Origin of the sequence: Pseudomonas sp. TH34 (assembly GCF_016650865.1) — a bacterium.
Classification (GTDB): domain Bacteria; phylum Pseudomonadota; class Gammaproteobacteria; order Pseudomonadales; family Pseudomonadaceae; genus Aquipseudomonas; species Aquipseudomonas yamanorum.
In genome coordinates this window covers 85,828-107,326 of record NZ_JAEKFB010000005.1, presented here as the reverse complement: position 1 = coordinate 107,326, position 21,499 = coordinate 85,828, and the positions used below count along the sequence as shown (strand labels likewise).

The following is a 21,499-nucleotide window of genomic DNA, read 5'->3' as shown; positions in this document are numbered from 1 at the left end:
GGCCATGGATGGCCCATCGCGGCGGCCCACGGTCCAAAGCCGGAGTGAGGGCACTCCGAGCCTAGGCGAGGTGCCGAGTGGTGGGGCAAGAGCGTTTTGCTTACTTTTGCGCTGTTCAAAAGTGAGCCGCTGTAAGAGCGGAACCAATAGAGGTCATCACCCAAATAACGGATATACACCCATTTCAGAGCCGCAAAAAAACGCCCCGAACCAGTCGGAGCGTCAGATTATGCGGCACTGCGGTTAGGTCTTCCTTGGGGCCGCAGTGGCCGTGTACTCAGTATTTAGTGGAACTGCTCTTCTTCAGTCGAACCAGTCAGCGCAGTCACGGACGAGGTGCCGCCCTGGATCACGGTGGTCATGTCGTCGAAATAGCCAGTGCCCACTTCCTGCTGGTGCGCCACAAAGGTGTAACCCTTGGCAGCATCAGCGAACTCCTGCTCCTGCAGCTTCACGTAGGCAGTCATGTCATTGCGGGCGTAGTCATGCGCCAGGTTGAACATGCTGTGCCACATGTTGTGAATGCCGGCCAGGGTGATGAATTGGTGCTTGTAGCCCATGGCAGACAGTTCGCGCTGGAACTTGGCGATGGTCGCGTCGTCCAGGTTCTTCTTCCAGTTGAAAGAAGGCGAGCAGTTGTAGGACAGCAGTTGGTCCGGGTATTCCTTCTTGATGGCTTCTGCAAAGCGACGAGCTTCGTCCAGGTCCGGCTTGGCAGTTTCGCACCAGATCAGGTCGGCGTACGGCGCGTAGGCCAGGCCGCGAGCGATCGCCTGGTCGAGACCGGCGCGCACTTTATAGAAGCCTTCCTGGGTACGCTCGCCAGTCACGAACGGCTGGTCGTACGGGTCGCAATCCGAGGTCAGCAAGTCTGCCGCGTTGGCATCGGTACGGGCCAGGATAATGGTCGGAGTGCCAGCAACGTCAGCAGCCAGACGAGCAGCCGTCAGCTTTTGAACAGCTTCCTGGGTTGGAACCAGTACCTTGCCGCCCATGTGGCCGCATTTCTTCACTGATGCAAGCTGGTCTTCGAAGTGAACGCCGGCAGCACCCGCCTCGATCATGCTCTTCATCAGCTCGTAAGCGTTCAGTACGCCGCCGAAACCGGCTTCAGCGTCTGCAACGATCGGCGCGAAGTAGTCGATGTAGCCTTCGTCGCCCGGGCCTTTACCGGCTTTCCACTGGATTTGGTCGGCGCGGCGGAACGAGTTGTTGATGCGCTTGACCACGGTTGGCACGGAGTCCACCGGGTACAGCGATTGGTCGGGGTACATGGATTCAGCGGAGTTGTTGTCCGCTGCCACTTGCCAGCCGGACAGGTAGATCGCCTGGATACCGGCTTTTACCTGTTGAACCGCTTGGCCGCCAGTTAGGGCACCCATGCAGTTGACGAAATCTTTTTCGGGACGGAAGGACGGCTTGGCACCCTGGGTGACCAGCTTCCACAGCTTCTCGGCGCCGAGTTTTGCAAAGGTGTGCTCAGGTTGAACCGAGCCACGCAGGCGGACGACGTCAGCAGCGGAATAAGCGCGGGTCACGCCTTTCCAGCGTGGGTTTTCAGCCCAGTCTTTTTCAAGGGCTGCAATTTGCTGTTCGCGTGTCAGTGCCATGGGGGAAAACCTCGTCGCATAGGTCTAGGTGGAAAATTCCATTTGCCAGCCACGTAATCACTGCGTGGTTATGGCTGCTCGCTGACCAGAAGCTTAGGCGGTCAAGTCAGGCTTGGCGGGGAAGGCGACGGGATGAACGAGTGGCGAGAGGGGGAGTTGAGCAGGTAAGGGCGAACTGCGAACAGTCTTCGGGCGTCGTGGGCCTTTGTACGATCCATCAGTGTGTTGCCGGGTTACCTGGTTAGCTTCCGTCCCTCGGGACAACTTCGTTCCAGTCGCAACCTCGTCAAACACACCTTGTGGGTGGTACAGACACGAATCGGCTCAGGTGGGTAGCTTAGAGCGACGATCCGAAGGCCCTTGCCAGGGCCCCTGATTAGCGGGAGCGAGGCCATCATGCCCATGCTTTTTTGGATCGTCAAATGTTTTGTAGTGCTTTTTTTAAAGCACTACATCTTTAGTCTAATACGACTCACCAGTCAGTTTTTGGTGCTTCAGTTCAGGGTCTCGACTTTGACCCGCAATGTCAGATCATCGCGCCCTTGAGTAGAGTAGCTGCGGGTTGTAGTGCTTTTGTCGGCCTGGGTCTGGCGATTGATCCCAGCCAGAGTGATCCACTCGCCCAAGCGTCCGCTGACGGTTGTGTCGGTACTTTGAACGTTCACTACATCGGGACGTTCTTGGCTCATGCGGTCACGATTGGTACTGATGCTCAGGTGAACGGTCTCTCCGGTGACGCTGGCGGTGACGTAGAAGCCCTGGGTCACGTTGCGATACTGCGTCTGGTTCTGCGGGCGGCCGTAGGCATCAGGCTGGGTGGTGGTGAGCGGCACGCTCTGGCCGACCTGGATCAACGCGGGCACGCCTTCGCTGGCCTGGATCTGCTGGATCCCGCCGTCACGGCTCTCGGTGCTGTAGGTGATGACCTGAGTTTGATTGTTGCCGTTGCTTTGCTGGTTGTTCTCGTTGGTGTCGACGGTGATCAGCAGGCGCTTGGAAGGTGTATCCAGTTGCGCAAGCAAGGCGCGCAGGCCCTGGATCTTGTCGGGTTCTGCATTCACGATCAGTTGGTTGCCGTAGGCGCTGACGGTGCCGTCCTTGCCGATAAAGTTCTGCGCGACGGGCAGCAGGTCGGCGCTGGTGCGGTTGCTCAGGGGCACGACTTCGGTGGCGGCCATCACCGAGAAGCTGGTGGCCAGGAGCAAAGTAGTGAGCAGGGTGCGTAGGGACATGTCCGTTATCTCTGCGAGTCATTAGGCTTGATAGTGCCAGTTTGTCGGCCTGGTGGGGTGCAAGTTGAATCCTGGACGGCAAAAGGCCCTGCCATCGGTGGATGGCAGGGCCTTTTGAGGTGTTGCTGATACCGCTATCGCAGGCAAGCCAGCTCCCACAGCAGAACGCATTCCAAGTGTGGGAGCGGGCTTGCTCGCGAAGGGTGCGACTCGGTCTCGGATCAGCCCTCGCGCACCATATCAACGTGAGGAATCCCGACTTCCAGGAATTCATCGCTGACAATCTTGAAGCCCAGGCGCTCATAAAATGGCGCTGCGTGGACCTGTGCACTGAGGATCTGCCGGGTCTGGCCGCGTTTCTCGGCCTCGCCGATCACGGCTTCCATCAGCTTGTCGCCGACCTTCAGGCCGCGCCAGTCCTTGAGGACCGACACGCGCCCGATCTCGCCGGTAGGCAGCAGGCGGGCGGTGCCGATGGGGAAGTCGCCTTCGAATGCCAGGAAGTGCACGGCACCGGCATCGTCAGCATCCCATTCCAGCTCCGGTGGAACCGATTGTTCAGCGATAAATACCGCTTCACGAATGCGCCGTATCTCGGCGATATCCTTTTGCCAGTCCGCGACACTTACGTGAATCTTATTCATCGGCAAACCCCAGGCTTCCTTGCTTGACCAGTTCCCACAGCAGGGCGCAGCCATCTTCATCCGCCAGCCATGGGCCGAGGTTGTCGATGTGCAGTGCGTCGGCAGCGCACACCAGCTTCAGCAGTTCCCGCAGCTTGCCCGGCAACAGGCGGCTCTGGCCGCTGGCGAACAGCAGCAGGTCGTCGTCCACTTCGGACCAGGCCAGGCGTGCGCTTGGGTTGCGGATCAGCACGGCGCCGTCTTGCAGGCTGCCCAGCAGGTCTTCTTCTTCCACTTCCGGGCCGGCGACCAGTTCCGGGTAGCGCGGCTCCGTCATGAACTGGCCGAACCAGGTCAGCAGCATGCGCTCGTCGCTCATGTGCTCGGCCAGCAGGCTCTTCAGGCGATCAAGCGCGTCGGCCTGGATCTGGTGCGGATCGCTGACCGGCTGGGCGTCGGCGTCGGTGTAGCGCTCTTCGTCAGTCAGGTACTGGCTGAGGAAGTCGGTGAAGTGGGTCAGCACTTCAGCCGCGCTCGGGGCGCGGAAGCCTACGGAGTAGGTCATGCAATCATCCACGGCAACGCCGCAGTGGGCCAGACGTGGCGGCAGGTAAAGCATGTCGCCCGGTTCCAGTACCCATTCTGCGGTTTCTTCGAATTCGGCGAGGATGCGCAGGTCGGCGTGCTGCAGCAGCGAGCTTTCGGAGTTGCACATCTGGCCGATCTTCCAGTTGCGCTTGCCGGAACCTTGCAGCAGGAACACGTCGTAGTTGTCGAAGTGCGGGCCCACGCTGCCACCCGGGGCGGCGTAGCTGATCATCACGTCATCGATGCGCCAGCTCGGCAGGAAACGGAAGTTTTCCAGCAGTTCAGCCACTTCCGGCACGAACTGGTCGACGGCCTGCACCAGCAGGGTCCACTCACGCTCGGGCAGGGTGCTGAAGGCATCTTCGGCAAACGGGCCGCGACGCAACTCCCACGGGCGCTCCCCGTGTTCGATGATCAGGCGCGACTCGACTTCTTCTTCCAGCGCCAGGCCGGCCAGTTCGTCGGCGTCGATCGGGCTTTCGAAGTCAGGAATGGCCTGGCGGATCAGCAGCGGTTTTTTCTGCCAGTAGTCGCGCAGGAATTCCCGTGCCGTGATGCCGCCCAGAAGTTGAAGAGGAATATCAGGATTCATGTGTAACCTATTGAAAAAAAGCACTTTTCAGACGGGAATAAAAACGCCCGGCGCTGCCGGGCGTCTCAAAGGGTCAAGCTTCTATCAGATGCGTTTGGCTTGGGCCACAGCGTTGCCGATGTAGTTAGCCGGGGTGAGCAGTTTCAGCTCAGCCTTGGCGGCGGCTGGCATGTCCAGGCCGTCGATGAAAGTTTGCAGCGCTTCAGAGGTGATGCCCTTGCCGCGGGTCAGCTCTTTGAGCTTCTCGTACGGGTTTTCGATGTTGTAGCGGCGCATCACGGTCTGGATCGGCTCGGCCAGGACTTCCCAGCAAGCGTCCAGGTCAGCGGCGATCTTCTGCGCGTTGAGCTCCAGTTTGCTGATGCCTTTGAGGCTGGCTTCGTACGCGATCACGCTGTGGGCAAAGCCCACACCGAGGTTGCGCAGTACGGTGGAGTCGGTCAGGTCGCGCTGCCAGCGGGAGATCGGCAACTTGCTGGCCAGGTGCTGGAACAGGGCGTTAGCGATCCCAAGGTTGCCTTCGGAGTTTTCGAAGTCGATCGGGTTGACCTTGTGCGGCATGGTCGACGAACCGATTTCACCGGCAATGGTGCGCTGCTTGAAGTAGCCCAGGGAGATGTAACCCCAGATATCGCGATCGAAGTCGATCAGGATGGTGTTGAAGCGCGCAATCGCGTCGAACAGCTCGGCGATGTAGTCGTGGGGTTCGATTTGCGTGGTGTACGGGTTGAAACCCAGGCCGAGCTCGTCTTCGATGAAGGCGCGGGCGTTTTCTTCCCAGTCGATCTCAGGGTAGGCCGACAGGTGGGCGTTGTAGTTGCCTACGGCGCCGTTGATCTTGCCCAGCAGTGGCACGGCGGCCACTTGAGCGATCTGGCGCTCTAGGCGATACACCACGTTGGCCAGTTCTTTGCCCAAAGTGGTCGGCGAAGCCGGCTGGCCGTGGGTGCGCGACAGCATCGGTACGTCGGCAAAACGGATGGCCAGCTCGCGGATAGCGTCGGCAGTCTGGCGCATCAGTGGCAGCATGACGTCATCACGGCCTTCGCGCAGCATCAGAGCGTGGGACAGGTTGTTGATGTCCTCGCTGGTGCAGGCAAAGTGGATGAACTCGCTGACCTTGGCCAGTTCCGGCAGCTTGGCCGCTTGCTCTTTGAGCAGGTACTCGATGGCTTTAACGTCGTGGTTGGTGGTGCGCTCGATCTCTTTGACACGCTCGGCGTGCTCCAGAGCGAAGTTTTCCGCCAGGGCGTTCAGCACCGCGTTGGCTTCGGCGGAGAACGCCGGCACTTCGCTGATGCCAGGGTGAGCGGCCAGGCGCTGGAGCCAGCGCACTTCAACCAGAACACGAGCACGGATCAAGCCGTATTCGCTGAAAATAGGGCGCAGGGCCTGGGTTTTGCCGGCGTAGCGGCCGTCAACAGGGGAAACCGCAGTGAGCGAAGAAAGCTGCATGGGGTGTTCTCGGACAGTCGGGCAACGAAATGGGGCGCGTATCATACATGAAAAAATCCGCCGGTCCGTTGCCAACTGACCGGCGTATTACGCGTGGGGCTATAAAAAAATCGGTTGTTGCGACTTATTCGTTGCGCATCAACGGGTAAAGCTCTTTCAGCAATTTGCGACGGCTGATGACCAACTGCCAGCGGTGACCGCCCAGTTGACGCCACAACCGCGCCGAACGAATACCGGCCAGGAGCAGGGCGCGGATTTTCGAGGCGTTGTTCGGTTGTTGCAGGTTGCGCATGTCGCCGTGCACCTGGATCCGCTGGCGCAAGGTGCTCAGGGTGTCCTGGTACAGCGCGCCACAGGCCGCGATCACGTTTTCGTGGGCCGGGCCGAAGTGTTCGACTTGGGACTGAATCTGCGGCAGGCGCTTGCCGATGGTTTCCAGCAAATCATCACGCTTGGCCAATTGGCGCTCCAGGCCGAGCATCGACAGGGCGTAGCGCAGTGGCTCGCGCTGCAAAGTGCTCGGGTCGCGCTCGAGGGCGCCGACCAGTGCGCGATAACCTTCACGCAGGGCCAGGTCGTCGCCGCCGTACACTTCCAGGGTGTCCTTCGGGTCGCGGATCAGCAGGCTGCCGAGCATGCAGGTCAGGCCCGCCTCGGTGACCTGGCCGGTCTTGGCGATCTTGTCCACCAGTACCGCAGCGAGAAACACGCCGCCCAGTGCTGTCAATTGCTCCTGGGTCGGGCTCATGCCTGGCTGCTCCAGGGTTCGGCAACTTCGATCACGCCGCCCCCCAGGCAAATCTCTCCGTCGTAGAACACTACCGATTGGCCCGGCGTTACGGCGCGCTGGGGGTCGTCGAAGGTGGCGCGATAGCCGGTGGCGGTTTTTTCCAGGGTGCAGGGCTGGTCGCTCTGGCGATAGCGCACTTTGGCGGTCAGGCGGCGCGGGCTGCTGAGGTCCACCGGGTTGACCCAATAGATGTCCGAAGCGAGCAGGGCGCGGGAGAACAGCCATGGGTGGTCATTGCCCTGGCCCACGATCAGTTCGTTGTGCTCCAGGTCCTTGACCAGCACGTACCACGGCTCTTCGCCGGCGTCTTTCAAGCCGCCGATACCCAGGCCCTGGCGCTGGCCGATGGTGTGGTACATCAAGCCGTGGTGACGGCCGATGATTTCGCCTTCGGTGGTCTTGATCTCGCCCGGTTGCGCCGGAAGGTACTGCTTGAGGAAGTCGCTGAAACGGCGCTCGCCGATAAAGCAGATCCCGGTGGAATCCTTCTTCTTGGCGGTGGCCAGGCCGTGTTTCTCGGCAATGGCGCGCACTTCGGGCTTTTCCAGCTCGCCCACCGGGAACAGGGTCTTGGCGATCTGTTCGCCGCCGACGGCGTGCAGGAAGTAGCTCTGGTCCTTGTTGGCGTCCAGGCCCTTGAGCAGCTCGGTGCGGCCATGGATGTCGCGACGGCGCACGTAGTGGCCAGTGGCGATCAGGTCGGCGCCAAGGATCATCGCGTAGTCGAGGAACGCTTTGAACTTGATCTCGCGGTTACACAGGATGTCCGGGTTCGGCGTGCGACCGGCCTTGTATTCGGCCAGGAAGTGCTCGAACACGTTGTCCCAGTACTCGGCGGCGAAGTTGGCGGTGTGCAGCTTGATACCGATTTTGTCACAGACGGCCTGGGCATCCGCCAGGTCGTCCATGGCGGTGCAATATTCCGTTCCATCGTCTTCTTCCCAGTTCTTCATGAACAGGCCTTCCACCTCATAACCCTGCTCCATGAGCAGAACGGCGGAAACGGAAGAATCCACGCCGCCGGACATACCGACGATGACGCGCTTCTTTTGTGTGTCAGAAGGGGCTGGATCACGCATAGGATTTCAACGGGAGTCTTTAAAAAGGACGCGATTCTAGCAGGCTCGCGTCTGCAAGGCTAAAGAGAAGGGCGGATCAATTCGAGGCTGTGGCGTTGGCCGGCCAGATAATCGTCGATGCAGCGGATAATCAGCTCGCTGCGCCAGTCTTCGCGCACTGCCATCAATTCGTCACGGGTCAGCCAGCGGGCGCGCAGGATGCCGTCGTCCAGTGGGTAGTCCGGGTGATGTTTCAGGGCCTTGGCGGTGAAGCACACGCGCTGATAGGTCACGCCATTGCTGGGAGCGGTGTACAGGTAAATCCCGACAATCCCGGTGGCTTCGACGTCCCAGCCGGTTTCTTCGAGGGTTTCGCGCACGGCGGCCTCGGTCAGGGTTTCATTCGGGTCGAGGTGGCCGGCGGGCTGGTTGAGCACGGCGCGGCCGCCCTTGAGTTCTTCGACCATCAGGAAGCGGCCATTGTCTTCGACGATGGTGGCGACGGTGATGTGGGGGAGCCAGGTCATAAAGTGCCTCGATTCAAGGTGTAACGCTGTGTTCAGGCGCGATTGCATTCAGTGTGGGAGCGGGCTTGCTCGCGAATTGGGCGTGTCAGTTAAAGAGATATTGACTGACCCGCCGCTTTCGCGAGCAAGCTCGCTCCCACATTTTGATTGGGTTTCTTCAATAAAAACGCCATGTTCAGAAACAGAAACCCCGGCACAGGGCCGGGGCTTCTTTGCATCCTTACAACCTTACACCAGCGCAGCGATGGCCGCGTTGAGGGTGTTGCTTGGGCGCATGGCCTTGCTGGTCAGCTCGGCGTTCGGTGCGTAGTAGCCACCGATGTCCACTGGCTTGCCCTGAACGGCGTTGAGCTCGGCAACGATGGTTGCCTCGTTCGCGGTCAGGGTCTTGGCCAGTTCGCCAAACTGCGCTTGCAGTGCAGTGTCTTCGGTCTGGGCGGCCAGGGCTTGAGCCCAGTACAGCGCCAGGTAGAAGTGGCTGCCGCGGTTGTCGATGTTGCCGACTTTGCGCGATGGCGACTTGTTGTTGTCGAGGAACTGGCCGGTGGCCTGGTCCAGGGTCTTGGACAGCACCAGGGCTTTCGGGTTGTTGTAGTTCACACCCAAATGCTCGAGGGACGCGGCCAGGGCCAGGAACTCGCCCAGGGAATCCCAGCGCAGGAAGTTTTCTTCAACCAGTTGCTGTACGTGCTTCGGAGCCGAACCGCCGGCACCGGTTTCGAACAGGCCGCCACCGTTCATCAGTGGCACGATCGACAGCATCTTGGCGCTGGTGCCCAGTTCCATGATCGGGAACAGGTCAGTCAGGTAGTCGCGCAATACGTTGCCGGTCACCGAGATGGTGTCCAGGCCCTTGCGGGTGCGCTCCAGGGTGAACTTCATCGCGTCGACCGGCGACATGATGCGGATGTCCAGGCCTTCGGTGTTGTGGTCTTTCAGGTAAGCCTGAACTTTCTCGACCACGACGCCGTCGTGCGCGCGCTGTGGGTCCAGCCAGAAAATGGCCGGGGTGTTGCTGGCGCGGGCACGGTTGACGGCCAGTTTGACCCAGTCCTGGATCGGCGCGTCTTTGGTCTGGCACATGCGGAAGATGTCGCCGGCTTCAACAGCCTGTTCCATCAGCAGGTTGCCCTTGCTGTCGGTGACGCGGACTACGCCGTCAGCCTTGATCTGGAAAGTCTTGTCGTGGGAGCCGTACTCTTCGGCTTTTTTCGCCATCAGGCCAACGTTTGGCACGCTGCCCATGGTGGTTGGGTCGAAGGCGCCGTTAGCCTTGCAGTCTTCGATCACCGCCTGGTAGATAGTGGCGTAGCAGCGATCCGGGATCACAGCCTTGGTGTCGTGCAGCTGGCCGTCGGTGCCCCACATCTTGCCGGAGTCACGGATCATGGCAGGCATCGAGGCGTCGACGATGACGTCGCTCGGCACGTGCAGGTTGGTGATGCCTTTGTCGGAGTTGACCATCGCCAGGGAAGGGCGAGCGGCGTACACCGCCTGGATGTCAGCTTCGATCTGCGCTTGCTGATCGCCAGGCAGGGCCTTGATGCGAGCGTACAGGTCGCCGATGCCGTTGTTCAGGTTGAAGCCGATCTGCTCCAGCACCACAGCGTGCTTGGCCAGTGCGTCTTTATAGAACTCGGCCACGATCTGGCCGAACATGATCGGGTCGGAGACCTTCATCATGGTGGCTTTCAGGTGAACCGACAGCAGTACGCCTTGTTTCTTGGCGTCTTCGATTTCAGCGGCGATGAAGCTGCGCAGGGCTTTCTTGCTCAGCACGGCGCTGTCGATGATCTCGCCAGCTTGTACGCTGGTTTTCTCTTTCAGGACGGTAGCGGTACCGTCTTTGGCGATCAGTTCGATCTTGACGGCATCAGCGCCTTCGATCTGTACGGCTTTCTCGCTGCCGTAGAAGTCGCCGTTGCTCATGTGGGCAACGTGGGACTTGGAGTCGGCAGCCCAGGCGCCCATTTTGTGCGGGTGCTTGCGTGCGTAGTTCTTGACCGACAGCGGTGCGCGGCGGTCGGAGTTGCCTTCGCGCAGTACCGGGTTCACGGCGCTGCCCTTGACCTTGTCGTAACGTGCACGGGTTTCTTTTTCCGCGTCGGTGGTTACGGTTTCCGGGTAGTCCGGCAGGTCGAAGCCCTGGGCTTGCAGTTCCTTGATGGCAGCCTGCAGCTGAGGGGTCGAGGCGCTGATGTTCGGCAGCTTGATGATGTTGGCTTCAGGGGTTACGGCCAGGTCGCCCAGTTCGGCGAGGTGGTCCGGCACGGCCTTGGCGCCCAGTTGCTCGGGGAAGCTTGCGAGGATGCGCGCGGCCAGGGAAATGTCGCGGGTTTCCACGGCAATATCAGCGGAAGCGGTGAAGGCCTCTACGATAGGCAGCAGTGAATAGGTGGCGAGGGCTGGTGCTTCGTCGGTGAAGGTGTAGATGATCTTCGAGCGGGTGGGCATATTCGGATTAACTCTCTTCTTTGCTGAAAGCATGCGCAGAAACTCGAGATGCGCCGGGTAAAGCGCGTTCGTTCAAAGTCATCCATGAGCGAAATGTCGAAGTTTCTTCGCGGTGATGTTGGGTTGCATCAGTCGAGCGTCAAGCGGGTGAGCTACTGTAGTAGCTCGGCTTTTCTGGCGGAGGGCGTCTGTCTAGAGCGGTCGGCCGTCGTGACTCTTTGGTCAGCGGCGGCATTATACATAGGTCGCTATGCTTACGCCGAGCCTTCATACAAAAGGTGTGTCGTCCATTGGTCTAAAGGTCGCAGGCAGCGGGTTGCGCCTAAAGTCGCATGACGTGCTCAAGATTGGCGCTTTTCCCTTTGCTTTCAAGCTTGTAGGCCACTAAATGTGCTGTTTTCGACGCAAATGTGCAGGGCCTGAGGTTTCAGTCCTCATTTATCTGGAGTAGGCTCGAACGCAGCCAGATGTTCAATCCATAGATGGAGTTCAGCATGGGATACAAGAAGATTCAGGTTCCGGCAGTCGGCGACAAAATCACCGTCAATGCAGACCATTCTCTCAATGTTCCTGACAACCCGATCATTCCTTTTATTGAGGGTGACGGTATTGGCGTCGACATCAGCCCGGTGATGATCAAGGTTGTCGATGCAGCTGTTAACAAGGCTTATGGCGGCAAGCGCAAGATCTCCTGGATGGAGGTTTATGCCGGCGAAAAGGCCACTCAGGTTTACGACCAGGACACCTGGCTGCCCCAGGAAACCCTGGATGCGGTCAAGGACTACGTGGTTTCCATCAAGGGCCCGCTGACCACCCCGGTCGGTGGCGGCATCCGTTCGCTGAACGTGGCCCTGCGCCAACAGCTCGACCTTTATGTGTGTTTGCGCCCGGTGCGCTGGTTCGAAGGCGTGCCAAGCCCGGTCAAGAAGCCCGGCGATGTGGACATGACCATCTTCCGCGAGAACTCCGAGGACATTTACGCCGGTATCGAGTGGAAGGCCGGCTCCCCGGAAGCGATCAAGGTCATCAAGTTCCTGAAAGAAGAGATGGGCGTTACCAAGATCCGTTTCGACCAGAACTGCGGGATCGGCATCAAGCCGGTGTCCCTGGAAGGCACCAAGCGCCTGGCGCGCAAGGCCTTGCAGTATGTCGTGGATAACGATCGCGACTCGCTGACCATCGTGCACAAAGGCAACATCATGAAGTTCACCGAAGGTGCCTTCAAGGAATGGGCCTACGAAGTGGCGGCTGAAGAATTCGGCGCGACCCTGCTGGATGGCGGGCCGTGGATGCAATTCAAGAACCCGCGCACCGGCAAGAATGTGGTGGTCAAGGACGCCATTGCCGACGCCATGCTCCAGCAGATCCTGCTGCGCCCGGCGGAATATGATGTGATCGCTACGCTTAACCTTAACGGTGACTACCTGTCCGACGCCCTGGCGGCTGAAGTGGGCGGTATCGGTATTGCGCCGGGCGCCAATCTGTCCGACACCGTGGCCATGTTCGAAGCCACCCACGGTACCGCGCCGAAGTATGCCGGCAAGGACCAGGTCAACCCGGGTTCGCTGATCCTGTCGGCGGAAATGATGCTGCGTCACATGGGTTGGACCGAAGCGGCCGACCTGATCATCAAGGGCACCAATGGCGCAATTTCGGCCAAGACGGTGACCTATGACTTCCATCGCTTGATGGACGGCGCCAAGTTGCTGTCGTCGTCAGCGTTCGGGGATGCGCTGATTTCGCATATGTAGGCTTATAAGCAGGCATAAAAAAACCGGCCTGTTGATGGCCGGTTTTTTTTGAGCGGTTGCTCAGCGGCTGATCAGGCCGGCTGTTTTTGTGATTTTTGAGCGACGTCTTCTATAGTTGTGCTGGCGCTGACTGGAGCGCCGATATTCACCGCATGCAAGCCTTTGGGTCCCTGAATGATATCGAAGGAAACCGATTGCCCTGCCTTCAGTGTCTTGTAGCCATCCATTTGGATAGCGGAGTAATGCGCAAATAGGTCGTCAGTCTTGCCGTCTTCGTTGATGAAGCCGTAACCCTTGGCATTGTTGAACCACTTGACCTTACCGCTCGCCATGCCCATATCCCTCTGCACCAGACTCCATCACTGGAGTATCATCCAGTTTATCCGTCCTAACCCGAATAAATAAGGTTGACTGCGCGGACCTTTTTTACCCACTGTGGGTTCTATTGGTTGTAACACTGATTTGCCGATAGTCAAGGCGACCAGTCGGTCAGAGTTGAAAATCTGACAGGTCGCCCCCACCACTGTATTTGAACCACTGACGAACCTTTCTTTCCATGCATGCAATCAGCCAGATTCGACTAACATTCAATCAGGATCGCCCGGATCATCAAGAAGACGACGACGGTTCTGCAGGCATTGCTGTTCAGGAGGCCAAGCCTGCTTTACAGGCGCCGCCGATGTACAAGGTGGTTTTGTTTAATGATGACTACACACCGATGGATTTCGTCGTCGAAGTGCTCGAGGTGTTTTTTAACCTGAACCGCGAGTTGGCGACCAAGGTAATGCTGGCCGTTCACACAGAAGGACGGGCAGTATGTGGAGTGTTTACCCGCGACATCGCCGAGACAAAGGCCATGCAGGTCAACCAGTACGCCAGGGAAAGCCAGCATCCGCTACTCTGTGAAATCGAGAAGGACGGTTAACTCCGACCACTTGGGTATGAGGTGAAGCTATGTTAAACCGCGAGCTCGAAGTCACCCTCAATCTTGCCTTCAAGGAGGCCCGTTCGAAGCGTCATGAGTTCATGACCGTCGAGCACCTGCTGCTGGCACTTTTGGATAACGAAGCTGCCGCCACCGTACTGCGTGCGTGTGGTGCCAATCTCGACAAACTCAAGCATGACCTGCAGGAGTTTATCGACTCCACCACGCCGTTGATCCCCGTTCATGACGAGGACCGCGAGACCCAGCCAACCCTGGGCTTCCAGCGGGTACTGCAGCGTGCCGTTTTCCACGTACAGAGCTCCGGCAAGCGCGAAGTCACAGGGGCCAACGTGCTCGTGGCGATCTTCAGCGAGCAGGAAAGCCAGGCCGTATTCCTGCTCAAGCAGCAAAGCGTTGCCCGTATTGATGTCGTCAACTACATCGCCCATGGCATTTCCAAAGTGCCGGGGCATGGCGATCACTCAGAAGGTGAGCAGGATATGCAGGATGACGAGGGCGGTGAGTCTTCTTCTTCGAGCAACCCGCTGGATGCTTATGCCAGCAACCTCAACGAACTGGCGCGCCAGGGGCGGATCGATCCGCTGGTAGGGCGTGAGCTGGAAGTTGAGCGCGTGGCGCAGATCCTGGCGCGTCGTCGCAAAAACAACCCGCTGTTGGTGGGTGAGGCGGGCGTGGGTAAAACCGCGATTGCCGAAGGCCTGGCCAAGCGCATTGTTGATAACCAGGTGCCAGACCTGCTGGCCAACAGCGTCGTCTACTCCCTTGACCTGGGCGCGTTACTCGCCGGGACCAAGTACCGTGGCGACTTCGAGAAGCGCTTCAAGGCGTTGCTCGGCGAGCTGAAAAAACGCCCGCAGGCGATCCTGTTCATTGACGAAATCCATACCATCATCGGTGCCGGTGCAGCTTCCGGTGGCGTGATGGACGCTTCGAACCTGCTCAAGCCGCTGCTGTCTTCGGGCGATATCCGTTGCATCGGCTCGACCACGTTCCAGGAATTCCGCGGGATCTTCGAGAAAGACCGCGCCCTGGCGCGCCGCTTCCAGAAAGTCGACGTGTCCGAGCCTTCGGTTGAAGACACCATCGGCATCCTGCGCGGGCTCAAGGGGCGTTTCGAAGCACACCACGGTATCGAGTACACCGATGAAGCGCTGCGTGCAGCCGCCGAGCTGGCGTCGCGTTACATCAATGACCGGCACATGCCGGACAAAGCCATCGACGTGATCGACGAGGCGGGTGCCTACCAGCGCCTGCAGCCGGTGGAGAAGCGTGTGAAGCGCATCGACGTGCCTCAGGTCGAGGACATCGTGGCGAAGATCGCGCGGATTCCGCCAAAACACGTCAACACGTCCGACCGGGAGCTGCTGCGTAACCTGGAGCGCGACCTCAAGCTGACGGTGTTTGGTCAGGATGCGGCCATCGACTCGCTGTCCACCGCGATCAAGCTGTCTCGTGCGGGCCTCAAGTCGCCGGACAAACCGGTCGGTTCGTTCCTGTTCGCCGGGCCTACCGGTGTCGGCAAGACCGAAGCGGCGCGGCAGTTGGCCAAGGCCATGGGTATTGAGCTGGTGCGTTTCGACATGTCCGAGTACATGGAGCGTCACACTGTGTCGCGCCTGATCGGTGCGCCTCCGGGCTATGTCGGCTTCGACCAAGGCGGCCTGTTGACCGAGGCGATCACCAAGCAGCCGCATTGCGTTCTGCTGCTCGATGAAATCGAGAAGGCGCACCCGGAAGTCTTCAACCTGCTGTTGCAGGTGATGGACCACGGCACCCTGACCGACAACAACGGGCGCAAGGCGGACTTCCGCAACGTGATCGTGATCATGACCACCAACGCCGGTGCCGAAACGGCCGCGCGGGCTTCCATTGGCTTTACTCATCAGGATCACTCTTCCGACGCCATGGAAGTGATCAAGAAGAGCTTCACGCCGGAATTCCGCAACCGCCTGGACACCATTATCCAGTTTGGTCGCCTCAGTCATGAGGTCATCAAAAGTGTGGTGGACAAGTTCCTCACCGAGCTTCAGGCGCAGTTGGAAGACAAGCGCGTGCAGTTGGAGGTTACGGACGCGGCGCGCAACTGGCTGGCGGAAGGTGGCTACGACGCGGCAATGGGCGCTCGGCCAATGGCTCGCCTGATCCAGGACAAGATCAAGCGCCCACTGGCGGAAGAGATCCTGTTCGGCGAACTGGCAGACCACGGTGGCGTGGTGCATATCGACCTGAAGGACGGCGAGCTGACCTTCGACTTCGAGACCACGGCTGAAATGGCCTGATAGCTGACGCAACAAAACAAAAAGGCGCCGTGAGGCGCCTTTTTGCTGTCTTGAAACCGATGGATCAAATGTGGGAGCGGGCTTGCTCGCGAATGCGGTGTGCCAGTCGACACAATCAGTCACTGACACGCCGCATTCGCGAGCAAGCCCGCTCCCACAAGGGATTTCTGGTTTCAGGTAAATCGCGCGCGCACAAAAACGCCCGGCATAACCGGGCGTCTTGTATTGACTTGATTAACGGGCGCGGTAAGTGATGCGCCCTTTGCTCAGGTCATAGGGCGTCAGTTCGACGCGCACTTTGTCACCGGTAAGAATACGGATGTAATTCTTGCGCATCTTGCCGGAGATATGCGCGGTTACGACGTGCCCATTTTCCAACTCCACACGAAACATGGTGTTGGGCAGGGTGTCGACGACAGTGCCTTCCATTTCGAAGCTGTCTTCTTTCGACATGCAGTAAAGCCCTCGGTATCCAGTGAATGGCCCGGTGCAACTGCGCCAGGCAAAAGCGGCGTGCATTGTGCCCGAAAAAGGGTGTTTAAGCCAAGAGGTTCTAGTTCAAGGTGACCCATCTTTGGTTAATTAACAGCTCAATGGGCCGATATTGGGTCTTGTAGTTCATCTTTTTGCAGTTTTTTATCCAGTATCCGAGGTACACCGCCTCCAATTCCATGCGCAAGGCTTCGCCGATTTGCCACAGGATCGCAAAGCGTCCCAGGCTGCGACGCTCTTCGGCGGGCTCATAAAAGGTGTAGACCGCCGACAGGCCATTGGGCAGCAGGTCGGTGACGGCTACGGCGACCAGGCGCCCTTCAAGGCGGAACTCGTAGAAACGCGAGAAGGGCAGGTCGCGCACCAGGAAGGTGGAAAACTGGTCGCGACTGGGTGGGAACATGTCGCCGTCGGCATGGCGCTGTTCGATGTAGCGTTGGTAGAGGTCGAAATATTCTTCACTGAAGCCCGGTTTGGCAGCGGTGACGGTCAGGTCGGCATTGCGCTTGAGGATGCGTTTCTGATTACGGTCCGGCAGGAACTGCGCCACCGGGATACGCGCCGGTACGCAGGCGTTGCAGTTCTGGCAGTGCGGCCGGTAGAGGTGGTCGCCGCTGCGCCGGAAGCCCATTTCCGACAAATCGGCATACACATGCACGTCCATCGGCTGGCTGGGGTCGAGGAACAGCGTGGTGGCCTGCTCATCGGGCAGATAGCTGCAAGAGTGGGGTTGAGTGGCATAAAACTTCAAACGCGCCAGCTCGGTCATGATCAACCCTCGGATAAGCTTTGAAATAAGTGTAAGCCAGGTGCGGGAAAGTCGCCTAGGAAACCCATGGCGCAGAGCTGGTTTGGTCCAAATGGTCGCGCAGGTAGTTGGCAAAGTCGCTGCGGGGAATGGCGCGGGCGCCGAGGCTGTGCAGGTGGTCGGTGGGCATCTGGCAGTCGATCAGCACAAAGCCCCATGCCTGCAATTGCCTGACCAGGGTCGCAAAGCCGAATTTCGAGGCGTTGTCGGCGCGACTGAACATGGACTCGCCGAAAAACAACTGGCCCATCGCCAGGCCGTACAGGCCGCCAACCAGTTCGCCTTCGTCCCAGACCTCCACCGAGTGCGCATAGCCGCGCTGGTGCAATTGCAGGTAGGCGCTCTGCATGGCTTCGGTGATCCAGGTGCCATCGGCATAGCTGCGTGGCGCTGCGCAAGCCTGGATGACGGCGGCGAAATCCTGATCGAAGGTCACCGTGTAACGCTGCTGGCGCAACAGTTTGCCGAGGCTGCGGGAAACATGCAGCTCGTCGGGGAACAGCACGGTGCGCGGGTCGGGCGACCACCACAGGATGGGCTGGCCCTCCGAGAACCACGGAAAGCAGCCGTGGCGATAGGCCTGGATCAAGCGGTCGGCCGACAGGTCGCCACCGGCGGCGAGCAGGCCATTGGGTTCGCGCATGGCCTTGGCCAGCGGTGGAAACGTCAGGGTGTTGCGTTGTAACCAGGTCAGCATGGCATCCAGGCTTACGGAAGGGGAGGGCGGTAACGGCGATGTTGCCCGTTGCAAGAGCTGTGATTATTGTCGACGAAACGCTCTGGGGCTACCCCGAACATGGGATCGGTGCAGATAAGCATGAACGGGTGTTTCTGCAACTCTATGCCGGGGGCGTGGTCGTAATCGCGTACGTCGGTCGGCAAGCTAGCCTGGATTGGCAAAAACAGCTCATAAGCCTTTGTCAGCAAAGACAATGCATGCTCAAATTGAACGTTATGAAACCTAAGATTGGCTATGCTGTGTAACGTAGGTCCAAGTGCGTGGCATAGCGCACACAAACCCGTACAATGCGGCCATTCAGGCGTTATCGCCGTTTCATGAATCAGTTGCAGAGTGTTAAAAGTAGCTTCACTGGCACTCGTTCATTTTTTACCTGCTCGGATTGAGCAGTATTTTGCAGTCATTCAACAGATGGACGCGCTAAAGGCGCAGGAATAGACCCGTTTTGAAGAAATCCGCCGCAACACCTAAAGCCGCAGTCGTGCCCGCCTGGCGCCAGCACCTGCACTATCGACTCAAGGAGGGTGCACTGATCGCCATCGGCGCCCTGTGCCTGTTCCTGATGATGGCCTTGCTCACCTATGGCAAGGACGATCCAGGCTGGAGCCACAACAGCAAGATCGAAGACGTGCAGAACTTCGGTGGTCCTGCCGGCTCCTACAGCGCCGATATCCTGTTCATGGTGCTGGGTTATTTCGCCTATATCTTCCCGTTGTTGCTGGCCATCAAGACCTGGCAGATCTTCCGCCAACGTCATGAACCTTGGCAGTGGAGCGGCTGGCTGTTCTCCTGGCGTCTGATCGGCCTGGTGTTCCTGGTGCTGTCGGGCGCGGCCCTGGCCCACATCCATTTCCACGCACCTACCGGCTTGCCGGCCGGTGCTGGCGGCGCACTGGGCGAAAGCCTCGGCGACCTGGCCCGCAGGACCCTGAACATCCAGGGCAGCACCCTGATGTTTATCGCGTTGTTCCTGTTCGGCCTCACCGTGTTTACCGACCTGTCGTGGTTCAAGGTCATGGACGTGACCGGCAAGATCACCCTCGATCTGCTCGAACTGTTCCAGGGCGCCGCCAATCGCTGGTGGTCGGCCCGGGTCGACCGCAAGCGCATGGTTGCGCAGCTGCGTGAGGTCGATACCCGCGTCAATGAGGTGGTGGCCCCGAGCACGCCGGACCGGCGTGAGCAAGCCAAGGTCAAGGAGCGCCTGATCGAACGCGAGCAGGCGCTGACCAAACACATGTCGGACCGCGAGAAGCAGGTACCGCCGGTGATCGCGCCTGCGCCGCCGAAGGCGCCCGAGCCAAGCCATCGCGTGCAGAAAGAGAAACAGGCGCCGTTGTTTGTCGACAGCGCCGTGGAAGGCACCTTGCCGCCGATCTCGATTCTCGACCCGGCGGAAAAGAAACAGCTCAACTATTCCCCTGAATCCCTGGCGGCCGTCGGCCACCTGCTGGAAATCAAGCTCAAGGAATTCGGCGTTGAAGTCTCGGTGGATTCGATCCACCCGGGCCCTGTGATTACCCGCTACGAAATCCAGCCGGCTGCCGGCGTGAAGGTCAGCCGCATTTCCAACCTGGCCAAGGATCTGGCGCGTTCGCTGGCCGTGACCAGCGTGCGGGTGGTGGAAGTGATTCCGGGCAAGACCACCGTCGGTATCGAGATTCCCAACGAAGACCGGCAGATCGTGCGCTTCTCTGAAGTGCTGTCGACCCCGGAATACGACAACTTCAAATCGCCGGTGACATTGGCCCTGGGCCACGACATCGGCGGCAAGCCGGTGATCACCGACCTGGCTAAAATGCCGCACTTGCTGGTCGCCGGTACCACCGGTTCCGGTAAGTCGGTGGGTGTGAACGCGATGATCCTGTCGATCCTGTTCAAGTCTGGCCCGGAAGACGCCAAGCTGATCATGATCGACCCGAAAATGCTCGAGCTGTCGATCTACGAAGGCATTCCGCACCTGCTGTGCCCGGTAGTGACCGACATGAAGGACGCCGCCAACGCCCTGCGCTGGAGCGTCGCCGAGATGGAGCGCCGCTACAAGCTGATGGCGAAGATGGGCGTACGTAACCTGTCGGGCTTCAACGCCAAGGTCAAGGAAGCCCAGGACGCCGGCACGCCGCTGACCGACCCGCTGTACAAGCGCGAAAGCATTCACGACGAAGCGCCGCTGTTGACCAAGCTGCCGACTATCGTGGTGGTGGTCGACGAATTTGCCGACATGATGATGATCGTCGGCAAGAAGGTCGAAGAGCTGATCGCCCGTATCGCCCAGAAGGCGCGGGCCGCCGGTATCCACTTGATCCTGGCGACCCAGCGTCCGTCGGTGGACGTGATTACCGGCCTGATCAAGGCCAACATCCCGACCCGCATGGCGTTCCAGGTATCGAGCAAGATCGACTCCCGTACCATCATCGACCAGGGCGGCGCCGAGCAACTGCTGGGCCACGGTGACATGCTCTACATGCCACCGGGCACCAGTCTGCCGATCCGCGTTCACGGCGCCTTCGTCTCCGACGATGAAGTGCACCGTGTGGTGGAGGCCTGGAAGCTGCGCGGCGCCCCGGAATACAACGACGACATCCTTGCGGGCGTCGAAGAGGCCGGCAGCGGCTTCGACGGTGGCAGCAGCGGTGGCGACGATGATGCCGAGACCGATGCGCTCTACGACGAAGCGGTGCAGTTCGTCCTTGAAAGCCGCCGCGCCTCGATCTCCGCCGTACAGCGTAAGCTGAAGATTGGCTACAACCGCGCTGCCCGCATGATCGAAGCCATGGAAATGGCCGGCGTGGTCACCTCGATGAACACCAACGGCTCGCGCGAAGTGATTGCGCCAGCGCAGATGCGTGACTGATTACGTGCCGCGTGGCAACACGCGGCACGCCTTGCAAACGAATCTAAGAGGACTCCCATGCGTCTTATCCGCATGCTGTTGTTGCCGGCATTGGCCCTGACTGCTGTTTCGGCTCACGCTGATCCGGCTTCCGTTGCGAGCCTGACCAACCTGCTGGACAAATCCAAGACCCTGAGTGCGCGCTTCTCCCAGCTGACCCTGGACGGTGGCGGCACTCAATTGCAGGAAACCGCCGGCGAAATGGCCGTGCAGCGTCCGGGGCTGTTCTACTGGAAAACCGACGCGCCAAACGAGCAGACCATCGTTTCCGACGGCCAGAAAGTCACCCTGTGGGACCCGGACCTGGAACAGGCGACCATCAAGAAGCTCGATCCGCGCCTGAGCCAGACCCCGGCGTTGCTGCTGTCGGGCGATGTGTCGCAGATCAGCCAGAGTTTTGATATCACCTCCAAGCAGGCCAGCAACGTCATCGACTTCACGCTGAAGCCGAAATCCAAGGACACGCTGTTCGACAGTCTGCGCCTGTCGTTCCGCAACGGTGTGATCAACGACATGCAACTGGTGGACAGCGTTGGCCAACGCACCAACATCCTGTTCACCGGGGTCAAGGCCAACGAGCCGGTGGCCGCGTCCAAGTTCAAGTTCGACATCCCGAAGGGTGCCGACGTGATCCAGGAATAAACTGCCCAGAGGTTTCAAAC

18 protein-coding genes are annotated in these 21,499 nt (G+C 59.6%); 5 read left to right on the top strand and 13 right to left on the bottom strand.

The genetic code is table 11. The features are described 5' to 3' along the window. Positions 1-284 precede the first annotated feature (284 nt). The 9 genes from aceA to JFU58_RS03555 all read right to left on the bottom strand — a co-directional run bounded on the left by aceA (position 285) and on the right by JFU58_RS03555 (position 10,929). Positions 285-1,610 carry an isocitrate lyase gene (gene aceA, locus JFU58_RS03595; protein WP_003219577.1) on the bottom strand — a complete coding sequence of 442 codons (1,326 nt, stop codon included), beginning with the start codon at positions 1,608-1,610 and terminating at the stop codon, positions 285-287. A gap of 494 nt (positions 1,611-2,104) precedes the next feature. Further along, complete coding sequence (locus JFU58_RS03590) at positions 2,105-2,842, bottom strand: secretin N-terminal domain-containing protein (RefSeq protein ID WP_201139859.1); 738 nt, start codon at positions 2,840-2,842, stop codon at positions 2,105-2,107. A 221-nt stretch (positions 2,843-3,063) separates the two neighbouring features. Further along, positions 3,064-3,486: a GNAT family N-acetyltransferase gene (locus tag JFU58_RS03585; RefSeq protein ID WP_017479509.1), complete on the bottom strand. Its 423-nt coding sequence runs from the start codon at positions 3,484-3,486 to the stop codon at positions 3,064-3,066. Further along, positions 3,479-4,645, bottom strand: coding sequence for a ribosomal protein uL16 3-hydroxylase (locus JFU58_RS03580; RefSeq protein WP_017479510.1), 1,167 nt, complete (start codon positions 4,643-4,645; stop codon positions 3,479-3,481). The genes JFU58_RS03585 and JFU58_RS03580 overlap by 8 nt, the downstream gene beginning before the upstream one ends. A gap of 84 nt (positions 4,646-4,729) precedes the next feature. Beyond that, positions 4,730-6,100 carry an adenylosuccinate lyase gene (purB, locus tag JFU58_RS03575; protein WP_017479511.1) on the bottom strand — a complete coding sequence of 457 codons (1,371 nt, stop codon included), beginning with the start codon at positions 6,098-6,100 and terminating at the stop codon, positions 4,730-4,732. A gap of 124 nt (positions 6,101-6,224) precedes the next feature. After that, a complete protein-coding gene (gene hflD, locus JFU58_RS03570; RefSeq protein WP_010172715.1) occupies positions 6,225-6,848 on the bottom strand; it encodes a high frequency lysogenization protein HflD in 624 nt (207 codons plus the stop codon). Next, positions 6,845-7,969 carry a tRNA 2-thiouridine(34) synthase MnmA gene (mnmA, locus tag JFU58_RS03565; protein WP_063031417.1) on the bottom strand — a complete coding sequence of 375 codons (1,125 nt, stop codon included), beginning with the start codon at positions 7,967-7,969 and terminating at the stop codon, positions 6,845-6,847. The genes hflD and mnmA overlap by 4 nt, the downstream gene beginning before the upstream one ends. A gap of 59 nt (positions 7,970-8,028) precedes the next feature. Beyond that, positions 8,029-8,475: an NUDIX hydrolase gene (locus JFU58_RS03560; protein ID WP_201139858.1), complete on the bottom strand. Its 447-nt coding sequence runs from the start codon at positions 8,473-8,475 to the stop codon at positions 8,029-8,031. A gap of 228 nt (positions 8,476-8,703) precedes the next feature. Beyond that, a complete protein-coding gene (locus JFU58_RS03555) occupies positions 8,704-10,929 on the bottom strand; it encodes an NADP-dependent isocitrate dehydrogenase (protein ID WP_177026321.1) in 2,226 nt (741 codons plus the stop codon). A gap of 494 nt (positions 10,930-11,423) precedes the next feature. On the opposite strand from JFU58_RS03555, the gene icd reads away from it, so the two are divergent. Beyond that, complete coding sequence (gene icd / locus JFU58_RS03550; RefSeq protein WP_003219599.1) at positions 11,424-12,680, top strand: NADP-dependent isocitrate dehydrogenase; 1,257 nt, start codon at positions 11,424-11,426, stop codon at positions 12,678-12,680. A gap of 71 nt (positions 12,681-12,751) precedes the next feature. Here the strand turns inward: icd and cspD are convergent, their stop codons facing one another. After that, positions 12,752-13,018, bottom strand: coding sequence for a cold shock domain-containing protein CspD (gene cspD / locus JFU58_RS03545; protein WP_063031411.1), 267 nt, complete (start codon positions 13,016-13,018; stop codon positions 12,752-12,754). A gap of 218 nt (positions 13,019-13,236) precedes the next feature. Between cspD and clpS the strand changes: the two genes are divergently transcribed. Both clpS and clpA read left to right on the top strand, forming a co-directional pair. Continuing rightward, complete coding sequence (gene clpS / locus JFU58_RS03540) at positions 13,237-13,605, top strand: ATP-dependent Clp protease adapter ClpS (protein ID WP_003219604.1); 369 nt, start codon at positions 13,237-13,239, stop codon at positions 13,603-13,605. Positions 13,606-13,634: 29 nt separating this feature from the next. Next, complete coding sequence (gene clpA, locus JFU58_RS03535) at positions 13,635-15,905, top strand: ATP-dependent Clp protease ATP-binding subunit ClpA (RefSeq protein ID WP_010172706.1); 2,271 nt, start codon at positions 13,635-13,637, stop codon at positions 15,903-15,905. A gap of 234 nt (positions 15,906-16,139) precedes the next feature. Here clpA and infA read toward each other — a convergent pair whose 3' ends face one another. The 3 genes from infA to aat all read right to left on the bottom strand — a co-directional run bounded on the left by infA (position 16,140) and on the right by aat (position 17,902). Then, on the bottom strand, positions 16,140-16,358 hold the full coding sequence (gene infA, locus JFU58_RS03530; RefSeq protein ID WP_002553999.1) for a translation initiation factor IF-1: 219 nt from the start codon (positions 16,356-16,358) through the stop codon (positions 16,140-16,142). Positions 16,359-16,458: 100 nt separating this feature from the next. Beyond that, positions 16,459-17,166: an arginyltransferase gene (locus tag JFU58_RS03525; protein WP_017479517.1), complete on the bottom strand. Its 708-nt coding sequence runs from the start codon at positions 17,164-17,166 to the stop codon at positions 16,459-16,461. A gap of 55 nt (positions 17,167-17,221) precedes the next feature. Further along, the gene (aat, locus tag JFU58_RS03520) at positions 17,222-17,902 is read right to left on the bottom strand and encodes a leucyl/phenylalanyl-tRNA--protein transferase (RefSeq protein WP_076016782.1); all 681 of its coding nucleotides are present in this window, start codon (positions 17,900-17,902) and stop codon (positions 17,222-17,224) included. A gap of 487 nt (positions 17,903-18,389) precedes the next feature. Between aat and JFU58_RS03515 the strand changes: the two genes are divergently transcribed. Then, on the top strand, positions 18,390-20,798 hold the full coding sequence (locus JFU58_RS03515; protein WP_063031405.1) for a DNA translocase FtsK: 2,409 nt from the start codon (positions 18,390-18,392) through the stop codon (positions 20,796-20,798). 57 nt (positions 20,799-20,855) lie between these two features. Then, positions 20,856-21,479 carry an outer membrane lipoprotein chaperone LolA gene (lolA, locus tag JFU58_RS03510; protein WP_026078226.1) on the top strand — a complete coding sequence of 208 codons (624 nt, stop codon included), beginning with the start codon at positions 20,856-20,858 and terminating at the stop codon, positions 21,477-21,479. Positions 21,480-21,499: the final 20 nt, after the last annotated feature.